Origin of the sequence: Pseudoalteromonas prydzensis (genome assembly GCF_001661495.1) — a bacterium.
Taxonomy (GTDB): domain Bacteria; phylum Pseudomonadota; class Gammaproteobacteria; order Enterobacterales; family Alteromonadaceae; genus Pseudoalteromonas; species Pseudoalteromonas prydzensis.
The window spans coordinates 112,697-127,468 of record NZ_BDDT01000004.1 but is presented as its reverse complement, the minus strand read 5'-3'; the positions used below and the strand labels follow the sequence as shown (position 1 = coordinate 127,468).

General features: G+C 40.2%; 9 protein-coding genes. 3 read left to right on the top strand and 6 right to left on the bottom strand.

All coding sequences use genetic code 11. The features are described 5' to 3' along the window. Positions 1-87 precede the first annotated feature (87 nt). The 4 genes from A7968_RS10055 to A7968_RS10040 form a co-directional block, all read right to left on the bottom strand. Complete coding sequence (locus tag A7968_RS10055) at positions 88-279, bottom strand: biotin/lipoyl-containing protein (RefSeq protein WP_064666444.1); 192 nt, start codon at positions 277-279, stop codon at positions 88-90. Between the two features lie 28 nt (positions 280-307). Next, the gene (locus A7968_RS10050) at positions 308-5,512 is read right to left on the bottom strand and encodes a DNA repair ATPase (protein WP_064666443.1); all 5,205 of its coding nucleotides are present in this window, start codon (positions 5,510-5,512) and stop codon (positions 308-310) included. A 69-nt stretch (positions 5,513-5,581) separates the two neighbouring features. Next, a complete protein-coding gene (locus tag A7968_RS10045; RefSeq protein WP_064666442.1) occupies positions 5,582-7,684 on the bottom strand; it encodes an SPFH domain-containing protein in 2,103 nt (700 codons plus the stop codon). Positions 7,685-7,746: 62 nt separating this feature from the next. After that, on the bottom strand, positions 7,747-8,370 hold the full coding sequence (locus tag A7968_RS10040; RefSeq protein ID WP_225736576.1) for an OB-fold-containig protein: 624 nt from the start codon (positions 8,368-8,370) through the stop codon (positions 7,747-7,749). 276 nt (positions 8,371-8,646) lie between these two features. Here A7968_RS10040 and A7968_RS10035 point away from each other — a divergent pair, with 276 nt between their 5' ends. Continuing rightward, a complete protein-coding gene (locus tag A7968_RS10035) occupies positions 8,647-9,426 on the top strand; it encodes a putative porin (protein ID WP_064666441.1) in 780 nt (259 codons plus the stop codon). A 63-nt stretch (positions 9,427-9,489) separates the two neighbouring features. Here A7968_RS10035 and A7968_RS10030 read toward each other — a convergent pair whose 3' ends face one another. Together A7968_RS10030 and A7968_RS23720 are read right to left on the bottom strand one after the other, a co-directional pair. Continuing rightward, entirely contained in the window at positions 9,490-10,980 is a 1,491-nt protein-coding gene (locus A7968_RS10030) for a dipeptidase (RefSeq protein ID WP_064666629.1), read from the bottom strand. 144 nt (positions 10,981-11,124) lie between these two features. After that, positions 11,125-12,423: a methyl-accepting chemotaxis protein gene (locus tag A7968_RS23720; protein WP_157586720.1), complete on the bottom strand. Its 1,299-nt coding sequence runs from the start codon at positions 12,421-12,423 to the stop codon at positions 11,125-11,127. Positions 12,424-12,821: 398 nt separating this feature from the next. Here A7968_RS23720 and A7968_RS10020 point away from each other — a divergent pair, with 398 nt between their 5' ends. Beyond that, positions 12,822-12,995 (top strand): DUF2986 domain-containing protein, encoded by a 174-nt coding sequence (locus A7968_RS10020; RefSeq protein WP_064666440.1) that lies wholly within the window; start codon positions 12,822-12,824, stop codon positions 12,993-12,995. Positions 12,996-13,282: 287 nt separating this feature from the next. Continuing rightward, positions 13,283-14,677 carry a pre-peptidase C-terminal domain-containing protein gene (locus tag A7968_RS10015; RefSeq protein WP_064666439.1) on the top strand — a complete coding sequence of 465 codons (1,395 nt, stop codon included), beginning with the start codon at positions 13,283-13,285 and terminating at the stop codon, positions 14,675-14,677. Positions 14,678-14,772 lie beyond the last annotated feature (95 nt).

Below are 14,772 nucleotides of genomic sequence, written 5' to 3'. Positions count from 1 at the left end.
AGTCCATCTGCAAGAGTCATTGCTCTGATGTTGTTTGCTCAGCAACGGCTATTTCTCTTAGTTGCATTACCACTTGCTCGGATATAGCTAATCTCCTTGCTTGGCACTAAAGCTATGAACAACCCCGGCAGAGGCAGCAATCACTTCCAACACCACTTTGTCAAAATCAACATCAAATAAAGTTTGGTTTCGTACTACGGTATCCCCCTCATTAACATAAATTGCCGAAATCGTAGCCTTACCCATCACTCCTTTTAGTTCAGGTACTTTGATATCCATATTGCTTCCTTGGTGATTAATTTAAATGCTACTTCGCGCCCCATGCAGCAATCAATTTTTCAAACTGAGCTTGCACATTGTTACTGTTGATACCTTGAGTTTGTTGATTAATTGCATTAACAAGCTGCGCAAATGATACTTGGTTATTATTACTAGTAACCGCTGCGGTTAACGCATTCATAGCCTCTTTATTATCAAGTGATTGCGCAATACTATTAATTGCTTGTTTATTATCTAAGCTTTGCAAATTCACACCAAGGCTTTGTAGTAGCTGGCTGTAATCGTGGCTTAGGTTGTTTTTACTGAGTTTACTGGCAATCTCCTCCAGTGACTGATGTAAATACCCCATTTGCTCTACCGCCATCATTACTGGACTGCCGGCACCATCAAGTTTATTTAACCGTACGAAATCAGCTTTAATTTGACTAAAGCGCTGCTGCTGTTCGGCGCTTAAGGTGCCACGCAGTTCACCGAGTTTAAGTAAGTTTTCTTCCGAGCCTTTGCTGAGCGTTTGCGCTTCACCGCGATAATGGTCGCAGATCAGGTTTTCTAGTTCTTCGTCATTCATGGCAGCGACTACTTTTTCTGCCATTTTATTCATATTACGGTAGCTGCCTTGCAGTTTAAATGGCGGCTCTGTACGGTAATTATTATCTTGCGCGGCTGAGGCAATATACTGGGCGTTCACTTTTAGTACGGTATTACGAATAGTGATTAATCGCATCAGTACCGCTTTAATTTCGTTAACTTCCGCTTGTGAATAGCCGTGTTCAAGCTCATTTAATGAAATATCTTCGCCTTGACACATCCGCACTAACTTATATAAATCTTCCATATTGCGATTAGCCAATGGCGCTAATACCGCATTAGAGGTTAGCGCATTTTCTATAAAGCTCATGGCAAACTCTTGCTCACAGCCAGCTAAAGTATCGCCAAGATTATAAATATCGGCGCGGTTTGCCAACATATCAGGAATTTTAAAGCTCTCGCCAGATTCCGTGTAAGGGTTACCTGCCATCACTACAGCAAACTTTTTACCGCGTAAATCATAGGTTTTACTTTTACCATTCCACACCCCATCAATCCGTCTTGAACCATCGCACAGGGAAATGAACTTTTGTAAAAACTCAGGATTAGTATGCTGAATATCATCCAAATACAGCATCACGTTATTGCCCATTTCAAAGCTCTGATTGATTTTTGCAATCTCTTTTTCAGCAGTGGCGTTCATGGCTTGAGCAGGATCGAGTGACACCTGATCGTGCCCTATCGACGGGCAATTTACTTTTACAAAAGTCAGCCCTAAACGGTTAGCAACGTATTCCACTAAGGTGGTTTTACCGTAACCTGGCGGCGAGATCAGTAATAACATGCCCATTAAATCAGTGCGTTTGTTTTTACCTGCTGAGCCAATTTGCTTTGCTAAGTTATCGCCAATAATTGGGAAGTACACTTTATTGATCAACTGATTACGTACAAACGAACTAAGCGGTCTGGCTTTAAATTCATCAAGCTGCAGGCGCTCTTTTTGCTCAGCTAAAATATCACTGCGCAGTGCATGATACTGCTCAAAAGCAGGTACTTGCTCAGTGATGTATTTACGAGTTCTGGCATAAAACTCAGCGTAATCTAAATTTAAGACTTGCTCTTGCACTCGATTATGCTGCCCCATTAAACGCTCAACTTGCGTGCTCGGCGTGGCATCCAGTACGGTATACTGCAATGCTGTAGTGGCACTGAGGTGTAAGTAGTTAGCCGCTTCCGCTTGCACCATTGCCGACACTTTAGGGCTTTGCAAGCAATACGCATTAAGCCAACTTAAAAATAATAATGCCCGCTCATCAGTTTGCTTGACGTTTTCACAAGCCTGAGCAAGCTCGTTACTATAACCTTTAGCTTTAGCATCACTACTAAACTGTTCAGCCAAATTTTTAGCTTGCTGAGAGACGATAAACAACTGTTGATCCGCGGTTTTTTGTTGCGCTAATTGCTGCACTAAATAAGCGGCGGCTAAGTCAGTGGATAAATCAGCAAAGCGTGCTGATAATTTGCTAACTTGAGTTAAAAAGTCGTTGATCTGTTCACTTAATTGCGCGGTTAAGGCGCCGATAAAACTAGTCGCGGTAAAGTGTTTATCCATCAAAATAGCATTGCTTGCTTGATGGAAATACTCACTCTGCTGTGCGGCAGATAATTGCGCACTAAACAGCTGCGCAACAATGCGGCAACTAGCCGGATAAATAAGTAAATCCAAACTATTTTTTTGCGTTAATAAGGTATCAATAATCGCAGATGTGTCGTGATCATGAATGCCTTTTTCGTAACCTTCTTGGTAACGCGGTTCGGCAAATTTTTGCACCAACTGCAATAACTGTTTATCTCTTTGTGCCTGCTCTAGCTGCGCAAAAGTCAGCGAGTGCTCACTGTTCTCACATGCCAATATAATTTGAGCTGCTAAGTACTCACCACGATAAACGCTATCGTTTTCTGATACCAAAGTTTGCTGCCACAAGTGACGGCTTTGTTGCAAGGTTTCAAGGCTTTGCTTGTCAGTTATTGGTTCAAAATAATCTGTGCCGGTTAAATGCAACATTAGCTGCTCGTCACGCGGCAATAAGGTTAAATCGAGTAATTGCTTATTGACGCTAAAAGCATGCTTACCAATACTGACGGTATTGCCGCCGTCAGTAAAAATATCTTGTTTATCACGTAATGAACGAATGCCCTGATCTTTACTGGCTTTGAGTTTTGATTGAATATCATCGGCACGAATTTCATCGCCTAATTCTTTAAGCTCACTAGTCAATGCACGAAGCTTGCTGATCATAGGATCGGCGGCAAAATAAGTGTTTAATACATCAAGCTCAGTAAAACTTTGCGCACGACGGTTTACGCCTTGCAATATACGCTCAGCAGCATTCGCTAAATTCAGAGCGCGGCGCTGGCGGGTATCAATTAAGCTTTGTTTATGTGCCTCAAAGCTTTCGTATACGTCATCACGTTTGGCAATGATCTCTGTCAGGTATTCGTCAAAATCACTAAATTGTGATTCCAGCTCTTCAAGTTGAATAAGCAAACGTGAAAGCTGGTCGTCACATGCTTCGGGGGTTTTTGCGTTATTTAGCGCATTAGTAATGCTTTGCGAAAACAGCTTAAACCGAGCAGCAAATTCAGCTTTCGCTTCAACACTGCCAAGGCTCTTTTGGCGAATTTCGATACTCGCTTTAGCACGATTAACCAACGCATAAACAGCGCTGATATCTTCAAGAATTTTTGTTCGTACACGGCTGTCGTCAATATCTAAATCAAGCATCGTGTGATTCAGTAAATCCAGCTCAACACTTTGCGCATCTAACTGGGCAATATAGGTTTTAAGCTCGCTGACACTTTCACTTTTACTGCTGAGCTCTTCAAGCTGTTTAAGTTTTTCGTGGTACGGCGCCAAGGCGCTGTCTTGTTGTAAAAACGCAGCGGTTGCTTGGCTTACTTCCACCAGGTGCTCATCAATTTCACTTTGTAAGCTATTAAGTGCTGCAATATCAATATATTTAATGTCTTCAAGGCTTATTACTTGGCCTTTGAGTACTTTTAAAGCATCAATACCTTGCACAAATTGTGGGGCGGTTTTAAAGTTATCTGGGCGCACTTCACGGGTTACGTCCGTGTAGCGCTTATTTATATCGACCAGAGCTTGCTTGGCTTTGTTTTGAATTTCGGTGACTTTTTCAAACTCATCAAGCACTTGCTCGGCAGTTTCAAAAATACTATGCAGATTTTTCGCGATTTCTGCAAATTCGCTTTCGTTAAGCCAATGATAACGGTCAAAAATATTTCGGCTTAAAGCAATCAAATCTTCATAATGAAATAAGGTCGGGCTTTGCTCGCTAATAGCTTTGCAGACACTGTATAAATCAGAAATACCGCGAACTAAATCTGGGTTGCCGATTTTGCCAAAAAAGCTAGTAAGTGGCGGCGCATTGGCTGCAAACTCGGCGGATACAAATGGGCTTTGCCAAATTTGAATTGGGTGTACTCGCTCCGCTTGGTCTTTATCAGCCTTAAAGGTGAGTGTTATACCATCGTTGTAAATAGCATAGCCGTGACAATAAATCGGATTTTGCAGGTTTTTATCAATAATATTATAGGCAAATAGCGCGTAACGGCCTTCACTTGGCTCGTAAAACACGTATAAAACATCTTCGCCATTGGGTGACTTTATATGTCGGTGAAACTCTAAATCTTCTATTTGCTCTTCAAACGAGCGTGCTTGTCCTGATTGTAAGTAGTAACCGCCTGGGAAAATAATGCCGTGATCTTCAGGTAAAGTAACGCATGCACTGCCGATTGCATCTTGGCGCATTACCTGCTGAGTACGGGTATTATAAATAAAATAGCGCCATATTTTTTCACGGTACGGCAGAATTTTTAGCAGCACTAAATCGCCTACCAACGCGTATTCTACTTCGCTATCAGCAAGGGATTGATTTTTATCATCAACAGGCTCTTGATAAATCCCTTCACCGGTGTCAGTGCTGTTTTCTATTTTAATCGTTAGTGAGCCGCCAATCGTTTCAACAAACACTTCATCGGCGATGTTGATATGAGCGTGGCGCCCTTCTATGTGGTTACTTCGGTCAGTTTTGAGCCATTCAAAATCATAGTCATGTGCGTGTTGAATATCACGCTCACCACGGTTATCGATATAGTTAATGGTGTTGTCTGGATGAATTTCCCAGCGAAAAACTCGTACATCCGATAACTTGTCACCGATTTGGAATAGCGCAAACAGCTTGCCATTTTGCTGGTATAAATGCTGTAGGCTAGTTTGTTTGTAGTAGGTATACAGTTCTTCAAAATCACGAATAAAACGGCTATCCGTTAAAAAACGTGTCGTATCAGGGTAAGGTTCAATTTCGTAATGGTCGTCTTGCTGCACCAGTTTTTGTACACTAAATACGTCGCTGATTGCGGTTGCTTTTTTTAAGCCCAAAAATACGTTGTAAGCAAAAATAACTTTATCGCCAATAATCACGATATCGCGCGGAGTACAGTTTTGCTCAGTGCGAACGCGAACACGTCCTTTCACTTGTAGTTCTGTGCTGCCAAATTCGTTAATACGCTGTGTATTTACATCGTCTATTTGCGTTTTTAAATCAGCACCAAAATTATTTAAGCGGCGTTTAATTAAGTCGTACGAGCCTTGCTCTAGCGCGTGTTGAGTTGCGTCCGTCATGAAACCTATCCTGAAATTTAATAGAAGTTAGCCGTAACAACCGCTGTTACGGCTAATAAACTTAGCGCACTAGTCTTTTGGATCTAGCTTAATTTTGTCATCTAAGCCACCACCTAAATTACCGCCTAACATGCTTAGTAATTGGCTTTTTTCAGCCGCAGAGGTATTACTCAACTGCTTTAATAACTTACTCATGTTAAAGTTTTTCAGTGTTTCTGCTGAACCATTCGCCCCAGCTAACACCCCTTTTAGGTCTTCAATTAAATTACGATCACCGTTTAAGTGATCTTTAAATACGGTTTGTACGGTTTTACTTTCATCAACTAAGCCATCAATTGATTTACCCAAACTGATTGCACTCATAAATTGATTAAAGAACTGACCATCGCCGCCCATAATGTTGATATCAGCATCACCTAAGGCTTTAGCCATAATGTGTGCTTGATGCTCGGCAATGTCTTTACTGGCTGAAATTTTTGCCAATACCAGCTCTTTTTGCTGGTTAAGCTGCAGCGTAAAGCTTTCATAATCGCGAGCGTCTTGATCCATCGCGTTAAGAGCTTGTAGCTTCTCTTCTAGGCCTTTTGCTTCGGCGCGCATCTTGCGCTCAAGGTTAATCGCTTCCACTTCACCCTGTTTCTCATTCGCATCAGCCATGGCTGTTTGTACTTGCGCCTGAGATAAACCAATTTCACGGTTACCTTGTGCTTCAGCTTCAAGTTTTTGACGCATTACTTTAGCATCAGTTTCACCTTGAATGGCATTTGCTTGTGCTTTAGCTTTAATAACATCCGCTTCAGCAAGGCCTTTGGCTGCGGTTTCAACTTGTTGCGCATGCGCCAGGATCTTTTTCGATTCAGCTTGTTGATTGGCAATTCTAAGCTCTGCATTGGCCATTGTTTCAAGCTCACGGGCTTTATATTCCGCCGCTTGCTCTTGCGCTTTTGCAGCTTCGATGTCTTTTACTAATGACTCTTCAGCTTCGGCTTTAGCACGAATGATAATTGCATTTTTCTCACGCTCTGCGCCTGCGAGTACTTTCACATCTTTAATGCGCTCTTCTTCTTCGGCCACTGATTTTTCAACAATCACGCGATCACGCACTACATCGGCAATTTCTTTACGTTCTACTTCCAGTGCTTTTTCTTTATTGATGCGCAGGATTTCGGTTTCTCTTTCACGTTCGATCACTTCAATTTCACGTGAGCGTGCCACTTTCTCTTCTTCAATACCCAAAACGCGTAATCGGTTTTGCTCAGCAATATCAAGCTCACGTTGCTTATTTTGCTCGCTAATGCCAATGGCTTCTTCGGTTTGAATGCGGGCTTGCTCTGATTTTAAGCGCTCTTCTTGACGTACTTTTTCAGCTTCGGCGTATTCACGAGCTTTTACAGTTTCAATTTCGCGCACTTGACGTGACATGGCATCTTGTTTTTGACGCTCAATTTCCAGCGTTTTCTCGGTGGCTTCTTGATTTTGGATCTCAATCTTAGCCCGTTCATCACACTTTAATTGATTGGTAGATACATTTTGCACTGCAGTCATTTCAGTGATGCGGCGAATACCTTCAGCATCCAAAATATTTTGCGGATCGAGCTTATCAATTGACGTTTGTTCAAGGTAATCAATAGCAACATCTTCAAGTGTATAACCCGACAAATCTTGGCCAATCACTTCTTTGATGTTATCGCGAAATTCATTTCGGTGAGTAAATAACTCAACAAAATCCATACGCTTACCAACGGTTTTAAGCGCCTCTGAAAACTTCGCTTCAAACAGCTCTTGTAGTGTGTCGAGCTCTGATGCTCGGGCGCAACCAACTTGCTTAGCAACGCGCAGAATATCTTCTTTGTTTTCGTTAACACGAATATAAAAAGTAATGGCGATATCGGCGCGAATATTATCTTTACAGATCAAGCCGCCCTTATCTTTACGTTCAAGCACCATACGCTTGGTTGAAATATCCATCACTTCCATTTTATGGATCACAGGGTATACAATGCCCCCCGTGGTGGTGACATCCGGCTCGTTTTTCATTTTATTAATGATCAGCGCTTGGCCTTGTTCTACCTTGCGATAAAACTTACCAATGATCAGCAAAATAGCAAAAATAACAGCGATTGCTATACCTACAAATGTCAATATAGGTATGAGGTTATCTAAAAATTCCATGTTATGTCCTAACGTGATTATCGATTTTATTATTTGTCACCTATCCCTAAAAAATTAAGGTATTACCAAGGCTTGGCGGTAATAATGTAACAATGTTGCTCTTTGAGGTGTTCAAGTAACACCGCAGTGTCGCCTGATGTAAATTGCTCGTCATTTTCAGCTCTAACTTCAATTAGCTGTTCAGTGCCTTGAAATTTAACCCGTGCTTGGCCGAATGTGTTGGTTACTTTGCCAGTGGCAATAACACACTCTAAACCTAGTAAATCAGAGCTTTTTGAGGTTTCTGCGCTGCTAAAAAAGCGCTGTAAGGGGCGTGAAATAATAGCCGCAATTGGTATAGCAATTAGCAAACAAACGCCCAGCATGAGCACGCCAGAAATATAAAACCAGATACCATCCCCTAACAAGTAAGCAAAAAACTTGTGGGCATAAATGCTGATCAACCAACTGCTCATCACTACGAGACTAATAGATACGGTAATTGGAATACCACCAAAACCCATGCTAAACCATGAGCTCAATCCTGAGCTTTGCGACGCGTCGGCTTCAATTTCCAGATCTGACTCAAACAGATCAATGTCAGCGAAGCCAATAAGGGTTATTAGCCAAAACAACATCACAACTAACAACAGGGCTGAAAAAATAACGGTGGGGAAAGTAAGCGCTAAGTTTAAAAATTCCATCATTACAACTATCCATTTATTTTAAACGCATTAGGCGATAAAACTTTTTATCATTTAGTCGCGTAAATGTTAAGTGTTTTATAACGAATTAACGCTTTTAATATAAATGAAAGTAAACAACTACTACTTTTTGATGTAAATCTAACTTAATTAACGACTTAGATATTACGCTGCTTATAAAATATGCTCGCAATTGATTACAAAAAAATATAGGATCCGCGCTCTCGTATTTGCATTCTATGCAAATAGCTTTATTTAAACCGTTAAGAAAGGACACTTATGCGTTATTTACTACCAATTTCATTACTTGCATTATCTTGCTCAGCTACTGTTAGTGCACAGCAATCAGAAACCCGTCAATGGTTTAATAGTATTGAATATAACACCTTAGAAAATACAGATTTAGATTACGATTCAACCCAACTTTCGAGCCATTATTATTTTGCACCACAACAAAATACCGGCGTGTGGGATGATTATGGCTACCTAGATACTGATTCTAACATTGCTCTTCATTACTACGAGAGTAATGGCCATGATAACTTTTCCTTTAACGGTGAAGGCTTTTATGGCAACTGGTTTGTTAGTGCTGAATTATCTGATTTAAGTAATTTAGACAACTACTCTGTTGGTGCAGGGTACTTATTTAACGATTCACTTAAAGCCTCAGTAAGGATGCAAGAGTTTGAATATGGAGATGAAATATTCTGGTTTAAAGCACAGTATAATCATCAATTGAATGACACTGACTATATCGGTTTTACTATAGAAACTGATGATGACCTAGATAACTGGAATACATCTTCGCGTTACTTTAGCCACCTTGGTAACGACCGCTATTTTAGCCTTGATGTAGATTACCAAGACTCTACCAATGCTTTATCAGCAATGGCTAATTACTACTTTAATCGTAAGGTTGCGATTGGTGCTGGCGCTACTGACTCAGACCTACAACTTGAAGCTAAATACTTTATTAATAGCCAATATTACTTTACCGCAAATTTCACTGATTATGACAGTGGTGATTTATACACTGTGAAATTTGTAGCTCAGTTTTAATGAGTGAAAAATCAAAACGCCGCTATTTAGCGGCGTTTTACTTTGTGGCTATGACAACCTAAGTTACATATTACCCAGCGTTATCATCATTGCTGTATACATTTTAAGGTTGAGCTTAAGTTGCTCAACTGTAATAAACTCATGCTCTGAGTGGCCGGTGTAGCGCTTACCTGGCATTGATGGCCCAAACGATACGGCATTATCAAATAACTTGGCATTAGTGCCGCCGCCAATAGACACGAAGCTCGCCTCTTGATCACCGGTAAAATGCTTAAAAATATCGAGTAATGCTTGAGCATGAGGTGCGCTGTCGAGCAACATAGGCGTGCCAATAATCACTTGCGTATCTTTTAAAGTGACTTGATTACTCGCCTGCCAATTTGCCAGTGCTGCGTCGATTTGTTGTTTTAGCACTGCTTCATCTTTACCAACTGGACGGCGTAAATTCACAGATAAAGTGATCGCGTTACCATCACGTTTTAATACGGTTGGCGAGACTGTCATCGGCCCCATAAAGTCATGTTCATAAGCAATATCACCAAACTGTTTGCCATGTATATCAAGACCAATTAGCTGATTTATAAACTCAATTGCTTGACCATCACTGTTATTTTCAAGCTCAATACCTTTAAACGCTTCCGCTAAATGAGCAATTGCGTTGTGCCCTGACTCAGGCTCTGATGAATGCGCAGACATGCCTTTTACTGAAACTTTAATGCCCTGCTTAACCTCAGTAACGGCAACTTTCACATCCTTGAGTGTGGCAATATTAGTATTAAGCGTTTCAAGATTAGCATCTGTCGCATTATGTAACACAACGCTGGCGTCCTCAGGAATTTGACTCACAAATGCGCCGCCAGTTAAATCGCTAACATAGGTATTGGTTTGTGCTGATGTGCTTGCAAACGTCGGCGCTATTAAGCTCCAGCCCTTCTCAGCAACCACAACGGGGTACGAGGCATCAATCGTCACTGCATATTTGGGTTGTTGATAAGTTTTCATAAACTCTTCAAGCGGCCCCCAATCAGACTCTTCCGCTAAATAAATCATCAGCTCAATACGATTATCAAGTGTGATACCTTGATCTTTAATAGCTTTCATTGCATATAAAGCCGTCGCGATAGCACCTTTATCGTCTTCGGTACCACGAGCTATTAATTTACCTGGCTCAGAGGTTTTATCCATCTCAAACGGGCTATTCTGCCATTTACTGGCATCCGCTGGTTGCACATCACCATGGGTCACTATGGTTACTTTATCTGTTTGCTGACCCATACCTATAAGTACGGTATAACCTAAGTCTTGGAAATCAAAACCAAGCTCAGCAGCTTTCATTTTTAGCAAGGTTTTAAAGCCAATAAAATCCAGATTATCGGGCGTATTGATACCGTCTTTATTAACAGTCGGGAATGATACTAAATTAGCTAAGGTATGAATTTGTGCACTTTGGTAGCTATTTACAGCATAATCGGCCACGCTGTCATTAATTTTATTTAATTGTGCATGCGCGTTAAAGGTCAATAAAGCGATACTAGCTAAAGCTAACTTTTTCAAAACAAGTCCCATTTAATTAACAACTAAGAACCACAATTATAAAGCCCTAACTTGATAACGAACATCGCTTTGCGATAGACCAACAACTTATTTTTAATAAAACGTAGAGCACAGCTGCTACGTAACTAAAAGACTAGGAGCAACTTATGGCTTCATCTGATCAACCATCTCAACAAAACGTTCAACCCCCTGGGTAATTTCACTTAACCCTTGAGATACTTCTAAAATACTTTCTTGCCCTTCATTTGCAATACCTGTGACAGCGCCTAATAGTTCGTCCATTTGACTTATCAACGCTTGCGTTTTCTCAACCACACGACCTATCTCTGCAGTAGATTCTGCGGTATTACTGGCAAGAGTGCGCACTTCATCGGCTACGACAGCAAAGCCACGCCCAGCTTCACCAGCTCGAGCAGCTTCAATTGCGGCATTAAGTGCTAGTAAGTTTGTTTGATCTGCAATAGAGCGAATAGTAACCACGATATCAACAATACTTTTAGACTGAATTTTAAGCTCTTTTCCTGTTGCCGTAGCATTATTAACTCGTTCAGCAATGTTTTTTGATGTTTCAACAGCTGAGCCTAATATTTTAACTGCATTTGATGTTACTTGACTGGTTTGCTCTGATATAGCAGCAGCTTGATCAATCGTGCTAAATGCTATGTTAATGCGCTCAGTTATGTCTGATGCAAACTTAATGACTTTATATACTTTGCCGTTTTCATCAGCGATTGGGTTGTAAGTTGCTTCAAGCCACAATGTTTGACCATCTTTGGTAAATCTCTTGTAACGACCTGAATTAAATCGCCCCTTACTAAGGCTCTCCCAAAACATCGGGTTTTTAAGATAAAACTCTTCATCACAAAATATCTTATGATGTTTTCCTTTTACTTCTTCAAGTGAATAGCGAACAGTTGATAAAAAGTTATCATTAGCATCCAAAATGTTCCCTAATGTATCAAACTCAATAACTGCTAGCGATAGATCCAGCGCATTAAGTATTGCATCTTTATTCTTCAGTACATTATTTATCGCCGTAATATCATTAGCGATTTTAATTACTTTACTTACGCTACCATCATCTTCTACAACGGGGAAATAATTTGCTTCTAAATAAATTGGAGTCTTAGTTTTTGTAAAACGTAAAAAAGTACCACCAAACGATTTACCCGCACTTAAATCTTGCCAAAAATGACGATAATCTTCAGAGTTTGCATAGTCTGAATCACAAAATATTTTATGATGCTGACCAACAATTTCACTAAGCTGAAACCCCATTACATCTAAAAAATGTTTATTTGCTTCAAGAATAGTCCCGTCTGCCGTAAAACTGATAAAAGCTATATTAGATTTAATGGCATTGAGTTCTTTTTGAGCCTGCGAAGTTATTGCGCCAGTTTGTTTATGTTTATCTAGAGCAGCACTCTTTGATTTAAAAAACATCATTTTACCTTTTGACTATTTTATTCATTAACTATTTAAATCATAGAATTCACACCACTACTCTCTAAAAGCCATACTTCGATTGTAGCTATTTTTTCCACCATCACGTAAAAAAAACAACAATATCTTATAGTTAAAAACTTTAAAAAGAGCAAGATTAGTTATCGGATTAGCAGGAAGTATTACAAAAAACCGAAAGTTCTAAACAATAATCCTATGTTAGTAGCTAAGTTATTAAAATTAAAGAGTTAATAATAAGCCTGATTACTTTTGGGCAATTATATTCTTTAATACCTTAAAACATTGAAACTGCCCACATAAAAAACATTTTATAAATTGATTAGTCATATTTGAATGCAACGAAGTATAATACACCCCTTCAAATAATGGGGTTAATCATGAATCGTAGAAAAAAGATTGTTACTAAATTTAATCAAAAAGATAAGCGCGCTAACGCTAAATTACACAAAAGCAATAAGCCTGCTTATGTGTCTAAAGCTGAACGTGAAAGATTGGCTTTACTTGCTGAGAACAAGCAATCAGACACTTCAACAGATGAGATAACCCAATGAAAAAACAATGCATCGACGGTTAAGTAACAAAAAAGTTAATAAATAGTTGCAAGGTTGATTTTCAGGTGTAGTATTGAATATTCAGCAACAGTGCTGAAACACATCAATAAACACTTAGGAGGCATAAATGAACAAACTATTTATTACCACTCCTAGTGCTCCTCAAGAATGTTCTGTCAACTATCACTTAAGTGAATGGTTCGACGAATAAAAATCCTGATTTATTTAACGTAATAATTGCCTTGTAGTAGGAAGGCTTCTATGTAATTAAAATTCAGGTAACAATAATGAAAAGAAAACTCTCAATTCTTAATGGATCACTAGCCGCGTGCATGTTTTTTTCGTTTGCAAGCCATGCTTGTTTAACAAGCGAAGTTGAATCAAACAATACAGAAAGTAATGCCAACTCCCCACTTTGTAGTAATACCACAGTTGCAGGCTCGTTAAGTCGAAATGATACCGATTGGTTTCGTTTTGAAGTAACTCAAACCGGGCCTATCGAGATCAATCTTGCTCATAATTCTAGCGACGATTTTGACTGGGCTTTATACCAAACAACAGGAGCAGCTGTTGCCGAAGGGGCCACTAGCAACGTGCCTGAAACTGGCAGTTTTAGCGCGCAGTCAACAGGTACTTATTATGTAAAAGTAACCCGTTACTCGGGCACTGGTTGGTACGATTTAAGTGTCAATTTTGGCGAAGATAATAGCACCGGTGGTGGAGGTGGTGATTGTGGATATAACTCTCGCCCTGCAAAGCCTGGCTCACTGCAAGCCTATTTATTGGGTAGCAATAATGATGCATGTAGCACATTAACGCCACAGCAAGGTGCTGTATTACTAATGGGCGGCGGCAGTGATGTTGATCAAGCATTCAGTAATCGCGTAGCCAATCATGTTGGCAACGGCGCCGATGTTGTTGTGCTTAGAACCTCTGGTACTGATGCCTATAATGATTATTTACTGAATTTAATGGACGCTGATTCAGTAGAAACTCTGATCATTGATACACGCAACAAAGCAAATGATGACTATGTTGATTGGGCTATCCGTAGTGCCGAATTCGTCTGGATTGCAGGCGGTGACCAATCAGATTACCTCAATCAATGGCAAGGTACAAAAGTACAAACAGCTGTGCAGCATGTTTTTGATAAAGGCGGTGTCGTTGGTGGGACGTCTGCTGGCATGGCATTGATGGCTAACAGCGTGTACGACCCGGATGGTGTTGCTGGTGCAGTATCCGATGAAGTCGTCACTGATTTTTGCCACGAAACACTTAACTTCAGCGGTCGCTTTATCAATATCCCTGTATTAGATAACAGCTTAACTGATACGCACTTTCAAGAACGTGACAGAATGGGCCGCGCCATCGTGTCTTTAGGCCATCACAGCAATCAGTACTTTTCTATTGCAGCTAGTGAGGCAACTTCACTCTTTATTGATGCCACTGGTGCAGGTGTTGTCGACGGCAGTAATGAAGTTTACATCTTTAAAGAAACGGCTAATACACAAAGAGTAACATTGCAATGTGGTAGCCCAGTTAACTATCAAAATGTTAATAGAATAAAACTCCTTTCTGGCGATTACTACAACGTTGTTAGCCACGCTCATAATGGTGTGCAACTAGACGTGAGTATTAATGGTAACAACAACAGCTTCTACTCTCCCAACAACCCTTATTAACCTAAACTTTGGTTAATAACTCCTCAAATAAGAGCCCTTTGGGCTCTTATTTATTAGCCAATAAAATAAAAAGCAACTTGAGCAATTTCAATCAG

Bases quoted from the DNA above. Each gene is read 5' to 3' on its own strand.
- A7968_RS10055 (WP_064666444.1), bottom strand. From the start codon at position 279: ATGGATATCAAAGTACCTGAACTAAAAGGAGTGATGGGTAAGGCTACG.
- A7968_RS10050 (WP_064666443.1), bottom strand. From the start codon at position 5,512: ATGACGGACGCAACTCAACACGCGCTAGAGCAAGGCTCGTACGACTTA.
- A7968_RS10045 (WP_064666442.1), bottom strand. From the start codon at position 7,684: ATGGAATTTTTAGATAACCTCATACCTATATTGACATTTGTAGGTATA.
- A7968_RS10040 (WP_225736576.1), bottom strand. From the start codon at position 8,370: ATGATGGAATTTTTAAACTTAGCGCTTACTTTCCCCACCGTTATTTTT.
- A7968_RS10035 (WP_064666441.1), top strand. From the start codon at position 8,647: ATGCGTTATTTACTACCAATTTCATTACTTGCATTATCTTGCTCAGCT.
- A7968_RS23720 (WP_157586720.1), bottom strand. From the start codon at position 12,423: ATGTTTTTTAAATCAAAGAGTGCTGCTCTAGATAAACATAAACAAACT.
- A7968_RS10020 (WP_064666440.1), top strand. From the start codon at position 12,822: ATGAATCGTAGAAAAAAGATTGTTACTAAATTTAATCAAAAAGATAAG.
- A7968_RS10015 (WP_064666439.1), top strand. From the start codon at position 13,283: ATGAAAAGAAAACTCTCAATTCTTAATGGATCACTAGCCGCGTGCATG.